The organism is Dyadobacter sp. UC 10 (assembly GCF_008369915.1).
In the GTDB taxonomy this organism is placed as follows: Bacteria; Bacteroidota; Bacteroidia; order Cytophagales; family Spirosomataceae; genus Dyadobacter.
Genome location: NZ_VSRN01000001.1, coordinates 852,470 through 875,698, shown reverse-complemented (window position 1 = coordinate 875,698; position 23,229 = coordinate 852,470). Strand labels below are relative to the sequence as shown.

Sequence of the window (23,229 nt, the reverse complement as noted above, 5' to 3'; positions counted from 1 at the left end):
GGGTATGCTGAATATTGCCCAAGTCGTCAAGTATAAGGTGAAAGATGGCGACACCTTGGAATCTCTGGCGAATTCTCATGGAATGACTTGGAGAGAGCTTGCGAAGTACAATTTTGGTACTGTTGATCCTGACGAGATTAATGAGCTTTTACATAGTCAGGTAGGATGCATCAAAAAAACAAAAGACAATAAAAAATTTATCTTCACCGGAGAGGATAAACCTGGCATCATCTATATTCCTAAAAATCTAAGTCAGCGAACCTTTGAACCTAATGATGCTTATACACTGGTTGTAGAGCAATTACATAAGAAAAAATTAATACCATCTAAGGTAATGGTCTATTTCAGGCCCACTTCTGATTGGGATGGTAAATTTGGATTTGATTGGCTACGCGTGAACGGCGACGTTATTCGTGATGAAATCGGCTATGAGTGGCCGATTGACGGGGGATATGATGTACAGAAACCAGGTTCAACGGGACTTACGAAAGAACAAGCTTTTGCGGCTTTCAAAGCCGAATATACAACCATTGAGACAGATTTCGTCGATAAACCGGAATATTCTGTGCCCTATCTGAATCTGTTTCGGATGGCCGTGCAGGGATTGGAATCCGCATATACAACCATTGAGACAGATTTCGTCTACAAACCGGAATATTTCGTACCCTATCTAAATTTATTTCCGATGGGCGTGGAGGGGTTGGAAGCCGCACCATGTACAGCCGAACTTCAAATTGGCATAGGAATTAAAGATGAGGAACCGTCGAACATAGAGTTGGAATATGACAGAAACTTATTTTACATTGATAAGGATATTTTGAACGATAAAGCCGTTAGCGGCAAAAGAGCTTCTAAGGATGGGTCAATCAAAATAACTTGTATTCATCCATTCAGTACCGAACAAAAAATAGATGTTTTGGCTTACCCCAAAACCTGGCAGGAGGGAGATCCTATCCCATTGGCAGGAAGGATAATTGTATGCCCAAACAACGATATTAAGGAGATTAAGCTAGTATTAATAAAGGTCAAAACAAAAATTACATACAGAACTAGAATTGGTAGTTTTGATGACATAGAATTGGCCAGGCTAAAGAACACTCTTTTTCAGGCGCTCGTAGTAGCTCATTTGGAACATTATCAGGAAGTTAAAAAAGAAAGGTACTTAATTGATCAGGTTATTGATTATGTTTTTTCATTGGATGTTGACTGCTTAGATCTGACGGAAGACCCTAATTTTAAGGTTATAAACGACTCTCCCGGAAAATTCATTGACCCTAAGTCATTCTGGTTAAATGAAGATTATCCAAATAAAAAGTACGTTGATCCTGAAATGTTTGAATATTTACGGCGTGCTTTCGCCGCGAAAAAAGGAGCAGACAAATATGCCGGATATTTTTTAGTTTTTTCATTTGATGAAAAAACTTTTGATGGCGCTATTGGACAAATAGAAGTGAAAAATGAGGTTTTTCTGAAAAACGCGGTGTTATTCGCCGCCCGGACTCCATATACCCTTGCTCACGAAGTTTTGCATGGGCTCGGTTTAAGACATACACATAAGGAAGCCGATGACGAGGTTCCCTTCGAAAAGTTTTGTCCTGATCAACAAGCGAAATACACTTTTAAGTACAAAACTACTGATAACGTCATGAGCTATAGCAGAAATGCATTCACTACTTGGCGCTGGCAATGGAAGATATTGCAAGAAAATTCAGTTAAAAGGGAATGATGAGGTATATCATATTGGCCCTGCTATTGATATTTAACAAAGCCTGTAACGGTCAGAAAAAAGCGCAAATGGAGAGATTCGATATTACAAATTTTAAAAAGAAGGCTGTCAAAGGAGAGCATATTTATATCACTGAAGATAAGATCAAAGTGCGGCAATGGCAGTCTTCATCAGAAGTTTTTATTCAGGAATCTTCTGGGATTAATTCAACGGAGCTGCTGTATCAAGAGTTCTACTCGGACTCGGGATTTCTGAAATTATCAGGCAAGGAATTTCACGGATTTTCAATTGGTCTCTGGAAGGAGTTTTCGAGAAGCGGCATGATAACTAAGGAATGGAACGAGGATGAAGGCTACGAGTTTACCATCGAGGAACTTGACGTCAAAATGAAGGCCTTGGGAGTCAATATTAGATTCCTGCAAAGTGGCGTATCTGTGATGAAAGCCAAAGTGGGCAGGCCTGAGTATGTAGTGACGTATCCAGTCGATGATAATCCGTATGAAGTGCGCAAGTTATCGATTGACGGGATAACTGGTCAGACATTAACCGAAGAGATTGTCAAAATTCGACACTAATACTCCCAAGTTTAATTTGCACGCATGCCTACCCACCTCCTCCTCGACGCAGCCCGAATGGAAGAAGCCATGTATCCGGCACGTAGCCTGAACCCGGTCCACTCGTCCCTGTACCGCGCTCGGGAAGGACAGGACGAGATACTGCCTTCGGTAGCGCCGTTTTTATTTACTTACCCTTATCGGGACGATTTTGCGGAATTTGTGCTTGAAAACGGCTGGGGGAATTCCTGGGGACTGTGGGTGGAAAGTGAAGCTGATTTCGAAGAATTATATAAACACTTTCGCCGTTTCCTGATGGTGGAAACAGAAGAAGGGCAGGAGCTTTATTTCAGGTTTTACGATCCCCGTGTGCTGCGCATTTTTCTGCCGACTTGTGATTTGGCTCAATTGCAGGAGTTTTTTGGACCGGTAAATCAGTTCATAATGGAGGACGAGGACCCTGCGTTTTGCGTCATTTTGTCGCTCTGGAACAACAGTCTTTTCGTCGACAGGCAGGACGCTGCTCACATCCGTTATATCCTCGACAGCCAACCGGGCAGCTAGCGAAACCCATAATCAAACTGGTTGCTTTACCAGGTTATATTGTACAGCAGGTCCGTCTTGAAAGTCCGTTTAATACGTTGCGTTCCAGGTCTTCAAACATTGCCTTTCTAATTAGTTTACGGTTCAGGAAAATTGCCACTTTGAAGTATCTTGTGAACTAAGATTGCACATCGATTTTGTCCTACATTGCTCAACTCCTCACTCAAAACTCATGGAAGTAGAACAGAGAATAATTGAAAAAAAGCACGGCTTCGCTATATATCCGTCAATATTTGTTAAAAACTTCAAAACTGTCGGAGGTGAACGAGTGTTTTCCAATGTTAAACATCTTTTGTTTGGCGATTGGATCGGGCTGGAACTTGAAAACGAATTGCCGGTTTACGAAGTGATCGAAGGCAAGAAATACGTCAAAGTTCATGCCCGTAATCGTTCCGGCTACATCTTGCCAAATCAGATCCAGTTTGACCGTATCCTTGAAGTTAATTTTATTGACGTGGGGCAAGGGGATGGATGCCATATTGTTACCCCAGACGACAAACATTTTATCGTCGATGCAGGAGCTTCCGACAATATGTTCAGGTTTCTGAAATGGCGTTTTAACAGAACAAGGTCGCTTAACGGATTTCCAAATTTTGACGTCGTTATCTCCCATTCCGATTCAGACCATTATGGTGGCTTTGCGAGAATCTTTGCGGATCCCGATGGCAATGCAGTGTTTAAGATAAACAAGATCTTTCATAACGGAATCGTTGAAGAAACTGGTGATTATGTTAATTCTTTGGGTACATTGATCGAAACGGAAGGCAGGCAGTATTTGACTGATCTCTGTGAAAACCAGGATTCGTTTGATAGCCGTGTAAATAGTGCTACTAATCCCGGCGGCTATATTGCCCTGTTGAAAAGCTGCGACGCAGAGAAAATTGGGCTTAATTCCAATAGTGGGTTTCTACATCAGGATGAAAGGTGCAATATAGAAATCCTGGGGCCTGTCATCAAGGTTATCGATGGAAACCAGGCTCTGCCAGTATTTGGCGATTCCGCCATTACTAAAAAGGGTAAGACAAAAAATGGACATTCCATTGTTTTGAAACTGAATATTGGGAAAGTCCGAATGTTACTGGGAGGGGACTTAAATGAGCCAGCAGAAGATTATTTACTCCAAAGTTATACAGATGTGGACATCGCGATGCTGCGGGAAAAGCTTAACGACGATGACATATCCGGGGAGGATCGTCGTCAGGCGCTGGAACAGCTCAATGAAGGCATTGACATTGCGAAAAGATTTTTCGAAGTAGATATTGCAAAATCATGTCACCATGGTAGTGCGGACTTTACAAGTGAATTCCTGCGGGCGGTTAATCCACTAGCCACCATCATATCAAGTGGCGACAATGAGCCTCACTCACATCCGAGGCCAGATACGTTAGGGACCATCGGGAAGTACAGCAGAGGAGAAAGGTCTCTGATATTTTCGACCGAGCTGGCACGATCAGCAACTGAATTTATTGATCTTAAAAAATTGAAAAAGAAACTCGAAGCGAATCCAGAGCTCACGAAGGAACGTGCTGTAATTGTTTATGGGATGATTAATGTGCGTACCGATGGCAAAAATATTATTATCGCGCAAAAGTTGGAACGGCCGGCGCCAAGAGGTGAATGGGATATTCACAAGCTGGTATGGAACAATGCAAGCGAAGAATTTAGGTATGTTTTCTAGTGTTGGCGAATGTGTCGTCATGTGGCGCTGACTTCTACAATTATGGTAGAAAAGCAGCTTTTCTGAAACCCCGTTACCCATGATAATTATCCGGGTAAGGAGTTTCATATTTAATTCCTGGCCAGCAATCCTGCGCTAACGAATTCCGGATTGATCGGATGGGTTTACAGCATTCTTAATGATGCGTTCTGTTGTTGTGAAATTGAAATACCTGTAAGAGTCCAGGACTGATAGGTCAATAGAGACATTATAAGTACCCCAATCATACTTAGCCGCTGCTTTTACAACTTGCTTTTTAAATTTTCCGGCAGGTTTTGTGGTCTTTTTAAGGTGCTCATGCATCACCCGCCCGTCCATTTTTGATGGGATTGGTAAGCCGTAAAGGGCCAGTACGGTGGGGGCAATATCCACGTTGGAGGTCGGCAGTTCGCTGGCAGATACATTTTTGAAGTCAGGACCGTCGGTAAATAATGCAATGTTGATTTCATACGGGCTGGATCCGCCATGACCTGCCACGCCGCCGGAGAAATCGGTTCCCGCATAGCCTTTGTCATTCTTGTCATCATTCCAGTTAGGTGCCACCAGAATGTCGCCCGAGCGGGTCGGATGGTTGTAGTGGATTGCATCAAATGACAGGGTCCCTTCTACCCAGCCTTTCATATCTCCGCTTTTTCTGGGTTTAGTAAAAACCGCCCCGATCCACGCCGTTTTGTGCAGCGTAGCGACGATTTTCCTGATGGTGTTTTCATGGTGATCTTTCACGTAGACAGCACCCTCGGAAATCACCACATCATCGGACTCTTTGTCCTTTTTCAGACCTGCTGAAATGAGCAGTTCGCTTAAATTCTGCTTTCCGGTGTGGGTTACAAATCCGTGATCAGTCGAGATCAGAATATTATAATTTTTTCTTAAATCCCTTGCGTCAAGAGAATCCAATATCCTTCCGAACTGGGCATCTACGTACTTAATCGCTGCCACAGCCTGCTCAGAGCCGATGCCATAGCGGTGCGCCGCGCCGTCGGGATCCGAAAACCAAACAGCGCTAACAAGCGGACCACCGTTTTTGAGGCCGTATCGAAGCAATGCATCTGCGATCCATTTGTGCTTCATATATACATCACCGGTTCCTTTTTGGAGGGGTCCGATGTCGGATATAACCTGTGCTTTAAAAGAGTCGGGCAGGATCAGTTCCTGATTGATGATAGCGCCTTTGCCGATTTTGTGATTTTGCAAATATGCCTGCCCGGTTGTGCCTGAGCTGAAAATCATCATTTGTTCGCCGGCAGCGTCCAGTGCTTCGCCGAGTGAAGTAGCAGTGAGCAGCTGCCCGGACTCTGATTCCTGTACCTTGATCAGGTCAATATAAGTGGTGCCGATCGCCTTGTTAGGGCTTACTTTCGGGAAAAAGATAGTGTTACCAAGCAAGCCATGCGTCCCGGGATAGGAACCTGTGGCATACGATGAGGAGTTCACGCGCGTTACTGTGGGAAATACGCTGTGATGGTGATTTCCCCGCGAGGCTTTTTGCGCAAAAGCGTAAAGGTTTGGCATTTGCTCCCGGGTAATGTAGTCAGGGCGAAGACCATCGAAAAAAACGATTAGCGTCTTATTTTTGTCCTTTCCGGTTTCAGGGACGACCGCTTTTCGTCCAGCTTGCTTTGCATTTGCATAAGAGGGAACAACCGGCTCAATTCCGGCTTTTTTTGCCGCAGGCAGGAAATCTGCAATGTTATTGACCAATGCAAAATCAATACCCCCTGCAAACAATGCGCCCAGTTCATCGGGTGTTTTTGCATAGAAGTAATTGATTTTGATATGGTTATCCTTCAAAGATTTTATTAATGCAGTCCTGTTTTCGCCCGATTCGTTACGCAATAGCTGGATGAAATTTGCGTGGTTATCGATCGTAGCCTGCACATATTTGGGCGTGTTTCTCCGGTAACTATTCTCCCCGTTGCAGATCAGAATGCCTGGAACAGCATTTCTCGCACCTTCGGCCGCTTTTTCCGAACAGGTCAGAAAAGCCTGATGCAACCTGCCAGACTTCTCCAGCATAGCCGCCGCTTTTGCCCCGACAGCTTCATCGCCTTTCAAATGACAGTTGAGCCACACGTTATCGGGCATCATGGCAAGCGTTTCTTCAAAAGTCGGTACCCGGGTTCCTCTGAATTTCTCCGCCTTTTTAACTCCGGCATCCAAAACGCGGATCTGGGCATATGTAAGCCCGGAAACCTGGCCATTTCCGTTCGTAGTGCGATCAACGGCATCGTCGTGCATGATCACCAACGCACTGTCTTTGGTAAGCTGAATGTCGAACTCGATCATCTGGGCGCCTAACCTGACAGCCTCAGCAAATGCCGGCAGTGTATTTTCGGGGTGGGTGTCCATACAACCGCGGTGTGCGCACAGGCCGCGCTCGGGCATTGTAATCTTTGATTTTTGCGCCCGGGCGAAATTTGATGCCAGGGCAGCCCAAAGAAAAAGGACTGCCCAGAGTGCAATTTTATTTTTACAGATCATTTTGGAAATCAATCAGATATATTAGCTATTTATCCCACCAAACCTTGATATCACTGTCATCGCCGCCCATCGACGCCACAGCCCCGGCCAGTGCTTCCGGGTTTAGCGATTGCAGATAGGTAGGATAGGGGACCCGTGACGGGAAAGTATTTTCTGCCGGAATCCCATTGCCGCGTGGCAATACCGGATAACCCGTTCTGCGCTTTTCAAACCACGATTGGTAGTCCACGAAAAAGTAAGCATAATACTTTTGCAACATGATCTGCTCCAATTGTTTTTCAGCAGTGGCAGTTGGGTTGAACAAAATGCCCGGCTGCCTGGTAAACCCGGATGGCATGGTCACGCCCCACTGTGCCATCGATGCCGCAATGCCCGATTCGTAATGTTTTTCGGCGGTTGAACCAGTCGTGTACCCTTTTACCACCAGTTCTGCCTTGATAAATTCTACTTCCGCCAATGTCATCATCGTGCCCAGCTGGGGTAATGTTTTCAACGCGTCCGAATAGCTCGAGTTGCTTCCTACCGCATATTCCAGTGTGGTCGGGTAGCCGCTTTCTATGCCCCGAAATACGTTTTCAGTGCCGGATTTAACCTGCGTTGCCCAGGCTGCGCGGCGTGGATCGCCCAGATCGTTCATGCAGTCCATGAAGAACTTGGTATAGTAATTCCCGTCACGCCAGTCTACTTGTCTTGCGTTGTAGAAAGGATTGAAAAAAGGAAATGTCCCCGGATATCTGAAAATCGCTTCGTCGGCATTGGTCGTAAAAACGGGATTGGCGATTGGATCGGCAAGGATAGCTGTGATCTGCTGTTTTACATTTACTTCCCCTTCTTTTTTCGAAATCCGCAGCAGTAATCGCAGCCGCAGGGAGTTGCAGAACTTCTTCCATTTCAGGATTCCAGGATTTTTTCCGCCGGATAATGCATTGGAATTATAAAGCATATCTCCGCCGTATGTCAGCGCCTTTGTTTCATCAAGCAGCGTATTGGCCGTTTCCAGATTTTTCAGGAGCTGGACGTAAATGTCTTTTTGTTTGTCAAACGCAGGTTTAAAATTTCCTTCAATCGCTTTGGTAGCCTGAGAATAGGGCACATCGCCATATAGGTCCGTCAGAATCGAGTAGCTCCACGATTTGTAGATCAGCGAAATGGCCTTATAATTATTCTCATTCAATTTGTCGGCGATGATGTAAATGTCTTCGATATCATTGAGATAAGCGTAGAAATTACTCCAGACGCCGCTACCCGGATTTACAATATAACGGTGCAGCCCGCCGCCGCCTGCACTTGCGCGTGGTGCATCCACCTGCATGAGCTCGTGGGTGAAATTGCGGCTTGCATTCACGGTACTGTTCACGATCTGATATTGTAACTGTCCCAGCATTACGCCCGGAGTAATTTCCTTCGGCCGGTTGGGGTCGGTGTTAAGCTCGTCGAAGTTATTGGTGCAGGAGCCTAAAATGGTCAACAGCAATAGAAGCGGGATATATTTTTTCTTAAACATGATTTCTTTGGATTAAAATTTCAGGGTAATATTCATTCCCATGGTCCGGGTGGAAGGAAACTGCGCCAGCTCAACCCCCGGTGTGAGTGTGCCGTTGTTCAGGTTTCCACCTTCGGGATCAAATCCAGGGAATTTAGTGAAATTGAATAGGTCCCTGCCAAATACAGCCAGGCTGGTCTGGCGCACACCGATCCTGGAAAGCAACGCTTGCGGAAGGTTGAATTCTACACGCACTTCCCTGATTTTCAGGAAAGAAGCGTCGAAAATGTTGGTTTCTGCATTCGCGATCTGGTAATAGTTGTCATAGTAAGAGCTGGCAGGAACTTTTACAGTATTCGGGGTGAAGCTTCCGTCCGGCTGTTTTACGACGCCCTGACCAATGATCCCGTCTTCCCGGCCGGGCAAAGTAACCTTTGTTTTACCCAAGGTATTGTTCTTGTGGCTGGTCTGCGAAAACATACTGCCGCCTTTTTGTCCGTCCAAAAGCAGGCTCACACGGACGTTTTTGATCGTAAATTCATTAGAAATGCTCGCTTTCCAGTCGGCAAATGCATTTCCCCATTTTTTGGCAACGGGATCTAATGCGGCCGGTAGTCCTACTGAGGAATAGATGATCTGACCGTCGGGGGCGCGCTGAAAACCGCGGCCATACATGTCGCCCATCAGTCCGCCTACGCGCGCCTCGATGCTCACATTGGTATTGTGTGCGTAAATCACCTGATTGGTAATCCCGGACGCAAGTTCCCTTACGAAACTCCGGTTCCTTGACCAGAGCAGTGTCGTGTTCCAGCTGAAATTTTTAGTAGTAACCGGCTTGCCTGTAAGCTTGACCTCCACGCCTCGGCTATTGATTAATCCCGCATTGATTAATGCATTGGAATATCCTGACACGGGATCCAAAGGAATGGCCAGGATCTGGTTTCTGCTGTTGTTGTTATAATAAGCCACATCCAGGCCAACCAGATTTTTCAGCAAACGAACATCCAAACCAAACTCATAACTGGCCGTGATCTCAGGTTTCAGTTCCGCATTGAAAAGTGTAGAGGAGTTGGTGAAGCTATTTCCGTAAACCCGGTCGTAATAACGTGCGGTCTGATATGGGCGGGTATCATTGCCGACCTGCGCCCACGACGCACGGAACTTGGCAAAGGAAACGGCTTGTGGAAGTGTGAAAAGTTCATTGAGAAGGAAGCTGGAACTTACCGATGGGTAAAAGAAAGAGTTGTTTCCGTAAGGCAGCGTGCTCGACCAGTCGTTACGCCCGGTTACGTCCAGAAATATTTTTTCATCCCATGAAAACTGGGTCGCAGCATAGATACTGTTGATCGCTTTTTTAGTTTTTAACGGATCTGCCACTGCCTGATCGAGACTGTTGGAAATCTGGTAAATCCCCGGCTGTGCAAGCTGGTCGGCGTACATACCTGCAAAATCGTAAGATTGCCGCATGGAATTGCCGCCAACCGAAGCAGTAACATCGATCAAACCGCCGATCTTGTCCTTGTAATTGAGCAAAAAGTCGGTATTTGACTCATAGGTAAATACATTCTGCTCCCGGTACATGCCGCGCGGGTAGCGTGTCATGCTGAATGGGCGCTGCTGCGAACGGAATTCGAAAGCCATGTCCAGACCGGAGCGCACCATCAGGTCAAACTTTTTGGAGATCTCATAATTGGCCGACACATTTCCGATAAACCCGTGCTTGTTCATTTTGTTGAGCATTTCGTACATCCCCAGATACGGGTTGTCGGGAGTGGGGTTGAAAGGGCTTCTCTGTTTCACGTTCTCTAGCCCCGGTTCCCAGTAAGGCTTAAACCATTCCGGTTTAATGTTCGGCGTTGTGCCGAGGATCAGGAAATACATCAGCGACTGGTTGTTATATCCCGCCATCGGCAGGTTGTCACTTTTCTTGTTAGTATAGTTGGCCTTTCCGTTTATTTTTAGTCTTTTCGATACACGCTGATTGATCGATAATGCAGCATTCAGCCTCTCAAAGCCTGTATTTGGGATGATCCATTTGTTTTTCAAATGCGTGAGTGACAGGCGAGCGGAGCCGTTTTCACCGCCGCCTTCAATTGAAACACTGTTAGAAAATGTAGTTCCGGTCTGGAAAAAGCCGGAAATGTAATCTTTGTTGGCAACCCAGGGCGTGCGAACGGTCGGCCTTCCATCGGGCGCGTCAGGGTTATACTGGAAATAGGATTGACCGTCAAATCGAGGTCCCCAGGCTCTTCCGGCTGCAACTGTTGTAGCTGTGTTTGGACCGTCTTCGCTGTCGAGATAAGAGAAGTATGCGCTGCTTCTTCCCTCGCCATATTCAAATTGATAATCCGGATAGCGGTTGATCTGCTCAGCACTGAAATTGGAATTGACCGTTACGCCAATACCCTTATCCTGGCGGACGCCTGACTTGGTCGTGATAATAATCGCCCCGCCGGCGGCCCGGCTACCGTATAATGCTGTGGCCCCGGGACCTTTCAGCACCGTTACTTTGTCTATATCGTCAGGATTAATGTCTGACAGGCTCGAACCGTAATCCACCGGGCTATCGGCCGAAAGGTGCGAGTTGAAGCCTGTTCCGGTGATTCTGCTGCTTACCGGCACCCCGTCGACAACGATCAGCGCCTGGTTATTGTCGAGGTTCAAAGACGATTCGCCGCGCAAGGTAATACGGGACGAACCCATAGGCCCGGCTCCCGCGCCCTGAATATTAAGCCCTGCCACTTTCCCCGAAAGGGTATTGACCCAGTTATTGGATTTCGCATCTTTCACCGCATTTTCATTGATTGTCTGTGCAGCAAAGCCGAGTGATTTTTCCTCTCTTTTAATACCCAATGCGGTTACTACCACTTCATTGAGAATTTTGGTGTCCTCCTCTAATATTATATCCACAACACTTTTATTGCCGACCGGCTGCTCGCGGGAAAGGAAACCAATGGCTGAAAAAACAAGGGTTGCATTTTTTGAAGCAACAGCTAGCGTGTATGCTCCGTTGGCATCGGTAGTAGTGCCAATACTGCTGCCTTTCACGAGGATGCTGACACCGGGAAGCGCGTCGCCGGATGGAGCGGTTACCTTACCGCTGATGGTGATGGATTGGGCGGATAATTGTAAAGTCACACAACATCCAATCAGCAAAGCAAAAAATGCCTGCAGTAAATTTACTTTCATTTGTAATAAGCGGTTAAGTGGGCCGGCCGGTGTAGGGGTGACCGGCGTAGTTTCAATCAAAAAACAAAACTACAAGCGGTCTGCCGGAGGTGTTTTAAGCCAGTATTATCCAATCGTTAACTTTGTGATCAGGGTGCTGCTGATTTTTTTATTGTTCAATTGCGTAACGAAAGGAGAGCGCTTTTGTTAAAGCCGGGGTTTCGTGGTGCTTACGGGTACGCTTTTTGATAGTAAGTATCGACTTTGCCGGTATTGTCCGGCACTGTGAATTTTATCACCACTTAAACACGGAATACCAATGAAAATTGCATCAACATTCTTAACTCTCGCAACCGTAGCAATGCTATGGGGCTGCGGGTCGAAATCGACTGACACAACTGATTTTGCCGACAGTACCAATGAGGCAGTGGCAGACAGTACCGACACCGACTCCGGATCTGCCGTCGCCGAGGACGATGCCGAGTTTGCTGTGGAAGCCGCAAATGGCGGAATGGCAGAAGTAGCATTAAGTAAAATTGCGGAAGAAAAAGCCACGGATCCGAAAGTGAAAGCATTCGCAAAACAGATGGTCACAGACCATTCGAAAGCAAATGAAGAGCTGAAAACACTGGCATCAAGTAAGAATATCACATTGCCTTCGGCGCCGAATGAGGAAAAACAAAAGGCAGCAGCTGACCTGGGAGGCAAAAGTGGCAGCGATTTTGACAAAGCTTATATAGCGCAGATGAAGAAAGATCACGATAATACGGTGAAACTTTTTGAAGACGCACAGAAAGAAGTGAAAGACGCGGAACTGAAAGCCTTCATCGACAAGACTTTGCCGGTGATCAAAGCGCACGCTGAACACGTAAAAAGCCTTGATAAAACGAAATAAGGTATGTGCCGGGCTAAATACCCCGCATTCCCGAAAATGCCGCTTTGGACTCCCGAGGCGGCATTTGTGCGTTAAATTCCTACTGATTTGCTCCAATAGCAATCTCATTGCCCAGTGTCCGGAGTTATGAATGCTACCTCGGTCGTTGTGAATGCCCGGCGGAGCCTCCTGTAATTTTGGCTGGCCGCAACCTTTGAAATCAAGGCAGATTAGTTTAAGAATTATCTGGAATAACCCCTCTGTGGTCCGGCTATTGTTGCTTCGATGGGGCATAGTACAGCAAGACGGCCCCACTGGCAAAAGTGTGCGTCTTTATCAATTTTAAAACCACTCCGTCTGTCAGTTCTTCAAATAAGGGCAAGCCTTTTCGCGCCACCACCGGGTGGACCATCAGCTGAAATTCATCTACCAGGCCCAGATTCATCAGGGCCATAATAATGCTGCGGCTGCCAACCAGAATGTCACCGCCATCTTCTTCCCGGAGCGCCAGCGTTTCCGCTTCGAGGCTGCGGGTAGCAACCTTCGCGCTTTTCCAATCCACACTTTGCAAGGTGCGAGAAAAGACGATTTTGGGAATAGCGTCCATATTCATTGCAAAATCATCCATCGATTTTTCTCCACTGGGGTGTTCCGCCAGGCCTTTCCAGAACTCCATCAGCAGGTAGGTTTTCCGGCCATACAAAGCAGTGCCGGCATTTTTTAGTAGCTCACCGTAGTGATCGTGCACTGCTTCGTCGGGCGAAACCGCCGTGTGATCGCAAAAACCGTCGAGCGTCATATTGATAGCGGCGATTATCTTTCTCATACGTGATCAGATTTGTTGATTAGGTTTGGACTGTAACAAAATTAGCTAACTGCCAATCCGTTACCGCGGCCATTTGAAACATATTCGGGGGGTATTTGAGACAAGTTGAAACTTTAATCGGATTAACCGCGGGTCAGCTATGAGATTCTTGGTCCAGGGACAAACATCGAGCCTTGCTACTCACAGTTGTGTAGTTCGTGCGTGGTCAGGGTGGCCAACAAAAATGGCGGGATGCAATCGCATCCTGCCATTAAAAACTACAATGAAATGTTATGCTGGGCACGTGCCCGTTAATCTTCCGGATTAAGCCGGTACCAGCTTAGTAGCGATGCCGATCCTGTTCCAGACGTTAATCGTAATAATAGCCATCATCACCTGAGCCAGATAAGTCTCATCAAGTACATTCGCAGCTTGCTGATACGTGTTGTCGGTAACGTGGTTGTGAATCAATGTTACTTCTTCGGTCAAGGCAAGTATAGCCCGCTCATCTTCTGTATAAAAAGGAGAATCGCGCCAGGCATTCAGGGCGTAAATGCGTTGCTCTGTTTCACCTGCCTTGCGCGCTTCCTTCGTGTGCATATCTATGCAAAATGCACAGCCATTGATCTGGGAGGCGCGGATCTTGATCAGGTCTTTGTGTACCCTGGTCAATGGCGTGCTCTCGATGAATTTTTCAAGGCCAAGTACTGCCTTATATCCTGCTGGTTCTACCTTGTCGATTCTGATTCTGGTTTCCATTATTTGTTTATATTAATTTTTACGCTCAATTCCGTTTGATACGCTCTTTCTGTCAGTTGCAAAGTACAGACCTGAATTGATAAATTCTTCAATATCCGCTCTGGCCGTCTCAATCGAGTCTTGCAGCTCTTGCGACGGCGTCGATGCACCGTTGATCGGGATTACGTGTATATCCGTGATCCCCATTATGTTGAAAATCATTTTCAGGTAGGTACTCTGAAAGTTCATATGATGGTTATATTCCCCGGCTTCATAACCGGCAGATCCCCTTGCTAACAACAAGACCAGTGTCTTTCCCTTTAAAAGACCTGTGTATGGGTTTTGAGGGTCAGCCTTGTTGGGCTTCCAAGTTTCATGTATCCGCATAATCTGGTCGATATAGGCTTTCAAAGGGCTTGGGATTGACCAGTTATACATAGGCGAACCGATGACGATCACATCCGCCCGGTGCAGCTCCGAAACGTATGTATCGCTGAGAGCAAGCTCACGCAGATCCTGCCCGTTTCTGTCGGCTGCGGGTTTAAATGCTGCCGATATCCATTCTCCTGTCATGTGAGGCACATTGGCAGTACCTAACTCACGGAATACAACTTGTGAACCCGGATTAACTTTCACCCAGTGTTTCACAAAAGCCGCAGTGAGCCCCCTGCTGTGGGAATGGTTGCTCCTGGCGCTTGCATTGATAACTAGTAGTTTGCTCATTGTGATAATTTTAAACAAATTTACCGGCACATTGGACTAGCTTTGTAACCCAGTTCAAACAATTCATATAGCCCAGATGCTGCCTTATAAAACGCTGATCCAGCTTGATAGAAACTCGCCGGTATCCTTGTACCTGCAAGTATGCAATTGCTTCATTTCCCTGATTACAAAAGGGATGCTGAAGCCCTCCGACAGTTTGCCCAGCACCAGGATCCTGGCAGACTTAATCGGAATAAACAGGAACACAATCAAACTGGCGTATGAAGAACTGATCAATCAGGGTTGGGCCGAGTCCGCTGAACGGAAGGGTGTTTTTGTACAATCGAAGCTACCCATTTTAGCCAGGGCTGTAAGTTTGAGCGGGACTGTAAATGAAGGTAATGAACACGCCTTTCACTGGACAGACAGTTTTAAAGGTGCCCTGCCGAGTAAAGACCTTCAAAAGGCTTCTCTGGCGATTGACGACGGGTTCCCCGATGTGAGGCTGGCCCCCATTGACCAATTGATGCGGGAGTACCGGAGTATTTCCAGAAAGTTTTATGGCAAAAGCTTTTTACGTTACGGCAGCGCGATGGGATCAGAGCGGCTGCGCGTTTCGGTCAGCAACTATCTGTCTCACACCAGGGGCGTGGCCGTGTCGCCGGAGCAGATCCTGATTACCAAGGGAAGCCAGATGGGCATATATCTCGCCTCGCAATTGCTTTTGGGGCCTGATACTTATATCGCAGCCGGCCTTTCGAACTATTTACTGGCAGACGAAGCCTTCCGGCATGCTGGCGGATCGGTCGTCAGGATACCGGTGGATGCAATGGGGATGGACATTGATTACCTGGAAAAAGTGTTGGAAACAAAACCAATCAGGGCTGTTTATGTCATACCCCATCATCACCTTCCTACAACGGTAACCCTCAGCAGCGACCGCCGCTTAAAGCTGTTGGCCCTTGCAAAAAAGCATCGGTTTGCCATCATTGAAGACGATTATGATTTCGACTTCCACTATGAGAACAAGCCGTTTTTGCCGCTGGCCAGCATTGACCATAACCAAAATGTGATCTACATCGGATCGATTTCAAAAACCTTTGCTCCTGCACTCAGGATCGGCTTTATGATAGGCCCTGCCGATTTTATAACAGCGGCGTCTTCACTGAGGCAGCTCATAGACCGGCAAGGGGATACCTTGATGGAAGAAGCTTTTTCAACAATGTTTGAAAACGGTGAAATGGAACGGCATTTCCGAAAGTCCCAGAGAACGTATAAAGCAAGGCGTGATCATTTTTGTGGTTTGCTTCAAACAGAATTCGGGGAACACATCACGTTTTCAATGCCAGAGGGCGGGCTTGGGGTGTGGGCCAACTTCGCAGAGTCCATCGATTTGCATGAGGTATCCCGCCTGGCAGGGAGGAAGGGTCTTTACATAGATGATGGGGATTTCTATAAAAACGAAGCTTTTTCAGCAAATTCCATGCGGTTGGGGTTTGCTTCCCTGAATGAGGTTGAAACAAAGAAAGCACTAGGCATTTTGAAGCATGTGTTGTCCGCTGGGCCATAGGAATTCTTATAATTGGCATAATCCGGGTAGAAAGGCCTTTCATAGATTTGACAAAAAATCAGAAGAAATGGAAGACCAAATTCAAATTAAGATTGTAAAAACGGAAACTGAAATTGATCAGTGCTGGGATGTTGCATTTTTGTTGAGACCACATTTGAAAAGGGATAAATGGGTTTCGATGGTCACTGAAATGATGAAAAATGAGAGATACTTCATTGCAGGCATTTTCCAGGACGACAAGTTTGCCGCATTTGCCGGCTATCGTTTTATGACCTCTTTGCACACGGGCAACATTATTTACATTGACGACCTGTGCACGCTAGACGCATACCGGGGAAAAGGCTTTGCCTCCAGATTAATAAAATACGTAAGGGAAATTGCCAGGATGAACCAGCTCGATGCGCTTGTGCTGGATACCGATTTTACGAATAGCAGTGCTCAGAAAGTTTATCTGAAAAGTGGGTTTCAATTGGCGGCACTGCACCTGGCAGCCGGCCTGCGCGGGAATGAAGAACTTTAAATGATGCAGAACTGAGCCATAAACCGGCCCGGTTAAATGTTTTAAAGTGTAGTTTTAATGGCGGCCGGGCACGTTCCTCGCCGTCATTTTTTTGCATTTTGATAAATTTTATTGGACTTTCAAGTCTGGTACTACCCGGCATCGCTCGTTCAAAAGGGTATGGCGGAGGGTACCTGTCCTCAACAAAAAATCCTCCAATTGAAATTTATGACATTTGGCCAGAACGTTATCCGGTTTCATGAGCAGTTGATTTATTCTGGTCCAGACCTCCCGGCGGGTATCCAGGTTATGAATCCATTTGTCGATTCGATGACCGCAATGGATAATCTCCGGTTGTTTGCTGAAAAGTATCTTCACGATCAGAACCGACGCCGCATCATTCTGGGCATCAATCCCAGCCGGTTGGGCGCTGGGGTAACTGGTGTCCCCTTTACGGATACCAAACGATTGGTAAGCGAATGCAAGATCCCGTACCATGGGAAGCCGACACATGAGATTTCCTCGGTCTTTATGTATCAAATGATCGACGCATTTGGCGGTGTGCGTGATTTTTACAACAGATTTTATATTAACTCACCGTTCCCGTTAGCGATCATCAAAACGGATTCCCAGGGAAAAGAAACCAATTATAATTATTACGACAGTCCGGTACTAATGAAAACTGTTTATCAATTTATCATTAAAAGTATACGGCAATTGATTGATCTTGGAATAGTTACAGACACCTGCTTTTGCCTGGGCACGGGGCAAAACGCGAGGTTCCTGAAGAAGTTAAATGATGAACATGGTTTTTTTGGGAAGATCATACCTTTGGAGCACCCGAGATTCATCATGCAGTATAAAAGTGCGGCAAAGGATCTGTACATTGAAAAATATATCAGGGCTTTGGCCGGAATTGATCCCTGAAAATAAAAAATAAATGACCGTTTTCATTAAGCGAATATATGAGCCACAGACAGCTCAGGACGGATATCGGGTCCTGATAGATCGGTTATGGCCAAGAGGTATTAAAAAACAGGACGCCCGGATAGATGAGTGGCTGAAGGAGGTGGCGCCTTCCACCGAATTACGCAAGTGGTTCAATCACGAACCTGAAAAGTGGAAAGCTTTTACAAAAAGATATGCTGAGGAATTGCGAGCGTCGTCGGCTTATCAAAGTCTGCAATCGCTGATCGAACAACACGGACGTGTAACGCTGGTATATGCAGCACGAGATGAACAGTTCAACCATGCTGCAGCACTGCAGCGAATATTGCGGACTGATAGTTAACCGAATGTCAGGTGAGGCTGGAAAAGCTAAGGCATAGCGTTTAGGCAACAAGAATTGTGGCCCGTTCAATAGACACTGTATTTCGTGACCCGATAGGGAAATGACGAAATACAGTGTCTTTTTTTTAACTGGTGGTTTGGTTTTGTTCTGATAATCAAGTTATTAGTTGTTGGTACGGGTATTGACGCTCCGGGAGTATCCTATCTAAAACTCAACTTAATGAATCGCCAACTCCCAACGGACGATGAGGCCCGGCCGATGCTGCGGTCCGTCTCGCAGGCCATCGCACTGCTCCGTGAAACTGACTTTGCTCCCGGTTTCACCTCCGAAGAAAATGCCTCCCTGCTGCAATTATTGGGAATCCGTGCGGGAACTGTTGGAGCCGGTCGTGTTGCCGGGATGAAACAAGTTTCCAGGTGGCGCGACATTGTTTCCCAAACCGGCTTGGAACCGCTCAAAAACCTGTTTTCCCAAAGCCGTGTCATTCCGTTTTCCGACTGGACCGGCGTGCATCAGGCGGCCGATCTTTGGTATGGTCTTCTTGCAGATGTAATCCGCCCCATGGCGCGCAAAGACTGGGAATTTATTTTCTACCTCGGTAACCCTGCCAACCGTCTTTTTTTCGACGTGGATGAAATACTGGATGTAATGGGTAGCTTCACCCGCAGCGGTAATGTAACCCTCGCTCTGGACGAACGGGAAGCGTGGGAAGTGTGGTCTATGCTTTTTCGGGGAAAGGATGTGCAGGAATTTGGCATGCACGATCCTGATGCGAAAGGATGCTACCGGGCTTTGTTCCAATCTTTGGATATCCGCCGTTTAATCATCTATTCCGAAACCCATGCGGCGCTGGTCATGCAGAATAGCTATTTTGAGATCGCCCGGCCAGCAGTACCCGCATCTATGCACAATGAACGCGAACGCGACAATTTTATCGAAGGCTACTCACTGGGACTGAAAAACGGAATGGAACCTGCGCATTCCCTCATACTCGGCATTGCCACAGCTGGCTCGGTGTCCGATGCCGGGCTGAGCAGGTCTGCGGTACTTACCTTTTTGTCGGAATGGCTGGACGGCATCTAGGCCGAACATGCCGCCACCTGCCAATGGCTGCCCACGCACGGGTAGCCTTTACATACCTACTTTTATTAAATTCGTATAACAGCTACCGTCACGCAGCCGCAAAGCGGCAGACCAGCAACCATTAATCATGAAAGAAAATATCGAAAACGGCCACGACTTGCAGGCAGTGCAGACCAAGGATCCGGAAACAAAGGAATTTCTGGAAAAGCAGCGGAAAATTCTCCTGGACCTGAGCGACGACATCACGCAGATCCGCGACAAGAATGACCTCATCGTCCTGTTTTCCTCCCGCATCAAAAACCTTTTCTATTTCAAACACACGATAGTAACGCTGATCAACCCGGAACGGACGTCGTACCGCCCTTTTTTACTTGATCCAAAGTCGTCCCCCATTCAGACGCACCCGGTCTACGCCACGCTGGTCGATTCCGATTTCCCCCTCAGCGGCCCGTTCATCGAAGGGGTACTTGATGCGGGTAAACCGGTTTTGTATCAGATGGAAAACGTAATGGACTTGTCGGGCAGTCCCACATTCCTGCGGGTAAATTATGAGGGAGGCATTCGTGAAATCCTGATGACGCCTTTAAAAAGCAAAAATGAAATAATGGGCTTTCTGCACATGTACACGGATCGCCCCGGCAGTATTACGGAAGAATTCATCAGCATTATTGAAGGCATCGCACCGCAAATTTCCAGCGCGGTTACCAACATTATCAAGAACGACGAGATCAGGGAAAAGGAGTGGATCAATGAAATCCTGCTCGAATGCAGCATTGGCCTTGCGGCGGTCCGTAACCGTCAGGAAATGGCCGATGCGGTGCGGACTACGCTGGTCCGGTTCAACCTCATGCGCGGATTCGGCATCCGGCGGATCAACCCCGACCAGGAAACAATGACAACTTACGTGCATGACCTGGGGATCAACGACATTTCCACTGACGACATGACGGAACTCACGCAAAGCCGGTTCCCTGTTTTCGACGGCTTACAAAACCGCGTGCTCGACAGTAGCATACCATTGCAGGTCAACATCGACGCTGAGATCAGCAGAGGCGTTACGAGCCGGTACCTTTTCATCTGGCAGGCCATGGGGCTGAAAACGATGGTGGGTATCCCGCTGCGGAACGGGGACGTAGAGCTCGGTATACTTTGGCTCGGCATCGAGCAGGCTAATCTCTCACTTTTGCAGGCAATCGGCTCTCAGATTTCCGTGGCGATGTCGAATGTACTGGCGGCGGAGGAAATTATCGAGCGCGAACGGGAAAAAACCTTCCTGCTCGGTTTCAGCAACGAAGTAGCACGCGTCCGCACGAAGGAAGACTTGAAGAATGCGGTTTTCAAAGTGCTGAGTCGCGTCCTGAATGTCAAGCTCGCGATGATCAATCTCATCGCGGATGATAATTTTACATTAGTGCCTTTCATGTATGACCGGACGCTTTTCGAAAACGCACCCGAACATTTCGACGGGCTTGTGGAAGCTTCCAATAGCATTCATGGACCGCTTCCGGCAAGGGTACTGGCGTCCGAAGACCATTTGATCCTGAAAGTAGCAGAAGAACTGGAAGCCTGTCCCGACAATCCGTTCGTGCAGCTCTGGGCAAAGACGGGGCTCAAATATATGTTTGCGGCGCCGCTGCGAAGCGCCCAGGCCGACCTCGGCACGCTCTGGCTGCTCACCGACAGCCTGAAAAGCGAGCTGCTTCAGGGTATCTGCTCGCAGATCTCGACGGCAATTGCCAACATTCAGGCCAATGAAAAGATCCTGGCTTACAAAAGGATGCTTGAAATGGAGAACAGTCAGCTGAAAGAGCAGATCAAACGGACGTACAATTTTAGCGAGATCGTAGGCAGCGGGCCGGAAATGCAGCAGGTGTACGATCTGATCAGCATGGTTTCGGAATCGAACTCAACCGTACTCATTACCGGCGAGACTGGTACCGGCAAGGAGCTGATCGCCAGGGCAATCCATAGTACATCGCCGCGAAAGGACAAATTGATGATCAAGATCAACTGCGCCGCATTACCAGCCAATCTGATTGAAAGTGAGTTGTTTGGGCACGAAAAGGGTGCGTTTACCGGCGCCCTGGAACGCCGCATCGGTAAATTTGAACTAGCCGATAACAGCACGCTTTTTCTCGACGAAATCGGTGAAATGCCGCTCGAAGCGCAGGTGAAGCTTCTACGCGTTTTGCAGGAAAAAGAACTGGAAAGAATCGGCGGAAAAACGACCATTAAAGTGAATGTCCGGATCATTGCTGCTACCAACCGAAATCTGGACGAAGAAGTAAAAGCCGGGCGGTTCCGCTCCGACCTTTATTACCGCCTTAACGTATTCCCCATCCACCTGCCACCGCTTCGCAGTCGCCGCGACGACATTGAACCGCTCGCGAATTTGTTTGTAGACCGTTACAGCAGGGCCACTGGCAGAAAGGTCAGAAAAATTTCACCCAAAGTATTACATGAGCTAGCCAGCTACCCGTGGCCCGGGAATGTACGCGAGCTCGAACACCTGATAGAAAGGAGCGTGCTGCTCTCGACGGATTCCATGATACGGGAAGTTTACCTGCCCAATAAAAATGTAGAAGCAAAGTCCGTTTCCATGGCCGGTACGCTCGAAGACGTGGAACGAGTTCACATTATCGAGACCATTAAACGGTGCGGTGGAAAGCTGGCGGGCCGCGGCGGGGCTGCTGAATATCTCGGGATGCCGGCCACAACCCTGCATTCGAAAATCAAGAAACTGGGCATTACCAAACGCCAGTACCTGGCAGAATGATCTGGTCCGATCTAATCGCGCGATATTTAAAGCCATCTTATGTCATTAGACGAAATATCGTGTGATTTTCATTATGAATAAATTAGCAAACTATTCATTATCAGTGTTTTAATAGTTTGGCACGGCGATTGATCCTTATGAAGTGTTTTCAAACCAAAATCTTAAACACTCATGAAAATCGTTGTAATCGGCGGGAGCGGCCTTATTGGTTCCAAAGTCGTCAATAACCTTACCAACCTGGGGCACGAGGTGATCGCAGGCTCACCGGCAACAGGCATTAATACCATCACGGGCGAGGGCCTTGCAGAAGCTTTGAAGGGTGCCGACATTGTGATCGACGTAGCCAATTCGCCTTCTTTCGAAGACCAGGCGGTGCTCGATTTCTTCACCACTTCGGGCACTAACCTGCTGGCAGCAGAAAAGGAAGCAGACGTGAAACATCACATTGCATTGTCGGTGGTAGGTACGCAGCTGTTATCGGAAAGCGGCTACTTCCGGGGCAAAATTGCGCAGGAAAAACTTATTCGCGAATCGGGCATGCCTTACACGATCGTCCATTCTACACAGTTTTTCGAGTTTTTGGGAGGCATCGCCCAGTCGGCTACGCAGGGACAGATCGTACGGCTTTCGGCGGCTTATGTCCAACCCATTTCGTCTGACGACGTCGCCTCGGCTGTGACGGAAGTGGCGCTCGGTACGCCGCATAACGGTGTGACAGAGATAGCCGGACCGGAACGTTTCCGGCTTGCTGAGCTGGTCCAGAAATTCCTCAACCTCAAAGGAGATACCCGCTCGGTGGTCACCGACAGCCAGGCCCGCTATTATGGCGCACTGCTTTCGGACGTGGTCCTATTGCCTGCGGGTGATGCGCGCGTCGGATCCGTGAATTTCGCGGATTGGTTTAAAGCGACCAACGTATAACACTTACGGTAAGTTTTTTTAATGATTTCTAAACCAAAACAATTACGGCTATGAACCTGTTTATGCAAATGGTGCACAACCACGACAATGACGATTACAAACACGAAGTCGAGATCCTTTCGACGGAAATCCACCACCATGAAGACCATACGTTCGAAGGAAGTGAATTCATGGACGATGCGCTCAGGATGCACGAGCAACTGCTGAAAGACGACGAGTAACCAGGCTGGCCGCAAGA

General features: G+C 47.5%; 19 protein-coding genes. 13 read left to right on the top strand and 6 right to left on the bottom strand.

The genetic code is table 11. The features are described 5' to 3' along the window. The first annotated feature begins 4 nt into the window (after positions 1-4). From FXO21_RS03220 to FXO21_RS03205, 4 genes are all read left to right on the top strand, one after another. Positions 5-1,726, top strand: a complete 1,722-nt coding sequence (locus tag FXO21_RS03220) for a LysM peptidoglycan-binding domain-containing protein (protein WP_149638743.1) — start codon at positions 5-7, stop codon at positions 1,724-1,726. Then, positions 1,723-2,301 carry a hypothetical protein gene (locus FXO21_RS03215; RefSeq protein ID WP_149638742.1) on the top strand — a complete coding sequence of 193 codons (579 nt, stop codon included), beginning with the start codon at positions 1,723-1,725 and terminating at the stop codon, positions 2,299-2,301. Before FXO21_RS03220 ends, FXO21_RS03215 begins: the two co-directional genes overlap by 4 nt. Before the next feature lie 24 nt (positions 2,302-2,325). Beyond that, a complete protein-coding gene (locus FXO21_RS03210) occupies positions 2,326-2,844 on the top strand; it encodes a DUF4123 domain-containing protein (protein ID WP_149638741.1) in 519 nt (172 codons plus the stop codon). A gap of 163 nt (positions 2,845-3,007) precedes the next feature. Next, entirely contained in the window at positions 3,008-4,561 is a 1,554-nt protein-coding gene (locus FXO21_RS03205; RefSeq protein WP_149638740.1) for a ComEC/Rec2 family competence protein, read from the top strand. Between the two features lie 135 nt (positions 4,562-4,696). On the opposite strand, the gene FXO21_RS03200 is transcribed toward FXO21_RS03205, so the two are convergent. From FXO21_RS03200 to FXO21_RS03185, 3 genes are read right to left on the bottom strand one after another with little or no spacing between them, the layout of a single operon-like run. Next, on the bottom strand, positions 4,697-7,081 hold the full coding sequence (locus FXO21_RS03200; RefSeq protein ID WP_225865550.1) for an alkaline phosphatase family protein: 2,385 nt from the start codon (positions 7,079-7,081) through the stop codon (positions 4,697-4,699). A gap of 25 nt (positions 7,082-7,106) precedes the next feature. Beyond that, the gene (locus FXO21_RS03190; RefSeq protein ID WP_149638739.1) at positions 7,107-8,585 is read right to left on the bottom strand and encodes a SusD/RagB family nutrient-binding outer membrane lipoprotein; all 1,479 of its coding nucleotides are present in this window, start codon (positions 8,583-8,585) and stop codon (positions 7,107-7,109) included. A gap of 12 nt (positions 8,586-8,597) precedes the next feature. Beyond that, positions 8,598-11,753, bottom strand: a complete 3,156-nt coding sequence (locus FXO21_RS03185) for a SusC/RagA family TonB-linked outer membrane protein (protein ID WP_149638738.1) — start codon at positions 11,751-11,753, stop codon at positions 8,598-8,600. A gap of 298 nt (positions 11,754-12,051) precedes the next feature. Between FXO21_RS03185 and FXO21_RS03180 the strand changes: the two genes are divergently transcribed. Next, a complete protein-coding gene (locus FXO21_RS03180) occupies positions 12,052-12,627 on the top strand; it encodes a DUF4142 domain-containing protein (RefSeq protein WP_149638737.1) in 576 nt (191 codons plus the stop codon). 250 nt (positions 12,628-12,877) lie between these two features. Here the strand turns inward: FXO21_RS03180 and FXO21_RS03175 are convergent, their stop codons facing one another. From FXO21_RS03175 to FXO21_RS03165, 3 genes are all read right to left on the bottom strand, one after another. Further along, entirely contained in the window at positions 12,878-13,432 is a 555-nt protein-coding gene (locus tag FXO21_RS03175; protein ID WP_149638736.1) for a dihydrofolate reductase family protein, read from the bottom strand. Positions 13,433-13,735: 303 nt separating this feature from the next. Further along, positions 13,736-14,170 carry a carboxymuconolactone decarboxylase family protein gene (locus tag FXO21_RS03170; protein ID WP_149638735.1) on the bottom strand — a complete coding sequence of 145 codons (435 nt, stop codon included), beginning with the start codon at positions 14,168-14,170 and terminating at the stop codon, positions 13,736-13,738. 12 nt (positions 14,171-14,182) lie between these two features. After that, the gene (locus FXO21_RS03165; protein ID WP_149638734.1) at positions 14,183-14,872 is read right to left on the bottom strand and encodes an FMN-dependent NADH-azoreductase; all 690 of its coding nucleotides are present in this window, start codon (positions 14,870-14,872) and stop codon (positions 14,183-14,185) included. Between the two features lie 76 nt (positions 14,873-14,948). On the opposite strand from FXO21_RS03165, the gene pdxR reads away from it, so the two are divergent. From pdxR to FXO21_RS28675, 8 genes are all read left to right on the top strand, one after another. Further along, positions 14,949-16,421 carry a MocR-like pyridoxine biosynthesis transcription factor PdxR gene (gene pdxR, locus FXO21_RS03160; RefSeq protein ID WP_149638733.1) on the top strand — a complete coding sequence of 491 codons (1,473 nt, stop codon included), beginning with the start codon at positions 14,949-14,951 and terminating at the stop codon, positions 16,419-16,421. Between the two features lie 67 nt (positions 16,422-16,488). Then, a complete protein-coding gene (locus FXO21_RS03155) occupies positions 16,489-16,941 on the top strand; it encodes a GNAT family N-acetyltransferase (RefSeq protein WP_192579159.1) in 453 nt (150 codons plus the stop codon). A gap of 207 nt (positions 16,942-17,148) precedes the next feature. After that, a complete protein-coding gene (locus tag FXO21_RS03150) occupies positions 17,149-17,847 on the top strand; it encodes a uracil-DNA glycosylase family protein (RefSeq protein WP_149643347.1) in 699 nt (232 codons plus the stop codon). Between the two features lie 13 nt (positions 17,848-17,860). Beyond that, on the top strand, positions 17,861-18,211 hold the full coding sequence (locus tag FXO21_RS03145; protein ID WP_149638731.1) for a DUF488 domain-containing protein: 351 nt from the start codon (positions 17,861-17,863) through the stop codon (positions 18,209-18,211). A gap of 219 nt (positions 18,212-18,430) precedes the next feature. Beyond that, positions 18,431-19,294: a hypothetical protein gene (locus FXO21_RS03140; protein WP_149638730.1), complete on the top strand. Its 864-nt coding sequence runs from the start codon at positions 18,431-18,433 to the stop codon at positions 19,292-19,294. Between the two features lie 127 nt (positions 19,295-19,421). Continuing rightward, positions 19,422-22,070 (top strand): sigma-54-dependent Fis family transcriptional regulator, encoded by a 2,649-nt coding sequence (locus FXO21_RS28680; RefSeq protein ID WP_192579158.1) that lies wholly within the window; start codon positions 19,422-19,424, stop codon positions 22,068-22,070. A gap of 171 nt (positions 22,071-22,241) precedes the next feature. Then, entirely contained in the window at positions 22,242-22,991 is a 750-nt protein-coding gene (locus FXO21_RS03130; protein ID WP_149638729.1) for an SDR family oxidoreductase, read from the top strand. Between the two features lie 50 nt (positions 22,992-23,041). Next, a complete protein-coding gene (locus FXO21_RS28675) occupies positions 23,042-23,212 on the top strand; it encodes a hypothetical protein (RefSeq protein WP_192579157.1) in 171 nt (56 codons plus the stop codon). Positions 23,213-23,229: the final 17 nt, after the last annotated feature.

What these genes read in the sequence shown, in the direction of transcription:
- FXO21_RS03215 (WP_149638742.1), top strand. Translation starts at nt 1,723, where the DNA reads ATGATGAGGTATATCATATTGGCCCTGCTATTGATATTTAACAAAGCC.
- FXO21_RS03180 (WP_149638737.1), top strand. Translation starts at nt 12,052, where the DNA reads ATGAAAATTGCATCAACATTCTTAACTCTCGCAACCGTAGCAATGCTA.
- FXO21_RS03140 (WP_149638730.1), top strand. Translation starts at nt 18,431, where the DNA reads ATGAATCGCCAACTCCCAACGGACGATGAGGCCCGGCCGATGCTGCGG.
- FXO21_RS03130 (WP_149638729.1), top strand. Translation starts at nt 22,242, where the DNA reads ATGAAAATCGTTGTAATCGGCGGGAGCGGCCTTATTGGTTCCAAAGTC.
- FXO21_RS28675 (WP_192579157.1), top strand. Translation starts at nt 23,042, where the DNA reads ATGAACCTGTTTATGCAAATGGTGCACAACCACGACAATGACGATTAC.
- FXO21_RS03210 (WP_149638741.1), top strand. Translation starts at nt 2,326, where the DNA reads ATGCCTACCCACCTCCTCCTCGACGCAGCCCGAATGGAAGAAGCCATG.
- FXO21_RS03165 (WP_149638734.1), bottom strand. Translation starts at nt 14,872, where the DNA reads ATGAGCAAACTACTAGTTATCAATGCAAGCGCCAGGAGCAACCATTCC.
- FXO21_RS03145 (WP_149638731.1), top strand. Translation starts at nt 17,861, where the DNA reads ATGACCGTTTTCATTAAGCGAATATATGAGCCACAGACAGCTCAGGAC.
- FXO21_RS03170 (WP_149638735.1), bottom strand. Translation starts at nt 14,170, where the DNA reads ATGGAAACCAGAATCAGAATCGACAAGGTAGAACCAGCAGGATATAAG.
- FXO21_RS03150 (WP_149643347.1), top strand. Translation starts at nt 17,149, where the DNA reads ATGACATTTGGCCAGAACGTTATCCGGTTTCATGAGCAGTTGATTTAT.
- FXO21_RS03190 (WP_149638739.1), bottom strand. Translation starts at nt 8,585, where the DNA reads ATGTTTAAGAAAAAATATATCCCGCTTCTATTGCTGTTGACCATTTTA.
- FXO21_RS28680 (WP_192579158.1), top strand. Translation starts at nt 19,422, where the DNA reads ATGAAAGAAAATATCGAAAACGGCCACGACTTGCAGGCAGTGCAGACC.
- FXO21_RS03155 (WP_192579159.1), top strand. Translation starts at nt 16,489, where the DNA reads ATGGAAGACCAAATTCAAATTAAGATTGTAAAAACGGAAACTGAAATT.
- FXO21_RS03220 (WP_149638743.1), top strand. Translation starts at nt 5, where the DNA reads ATGCTGAATATTGCCCAAGTCGTCAAGTATAAGGTGAAAGATGGCGAC.
- pdxR (WP_149638733.1), top strand. Translation starts at nt 14,949, where the DNA reads ATGCTGCCTTATAAAACGCTGATCCAGCTTGATAGAAACTCGCCGGTA.
- FXO21_RS03175 (WP_149638736.1), bottom strand. Translation starts at nt 13,432, where the DNA reads ATGAGAAAGATAATCGCCGCTATCAATATGACGCTCGACGGTTTTTGC.
- FXO21_RS03185 (WP_149638738.1), bottom strand. Translation starts at nt 11,753, where the DNA reads ATGAAAGTAAATTTACTGCAGGCATTTTTTGCTTTGCTGATTGGATGT.
- FXO21_RS03200 (WP_225865550.1), bottom strand. Translation starts at nt 7,081, where the DNA reads ATGATCTGTAAAAATAAAATTGCACTCTGGGCAGTCCTTTTTCTTTGG.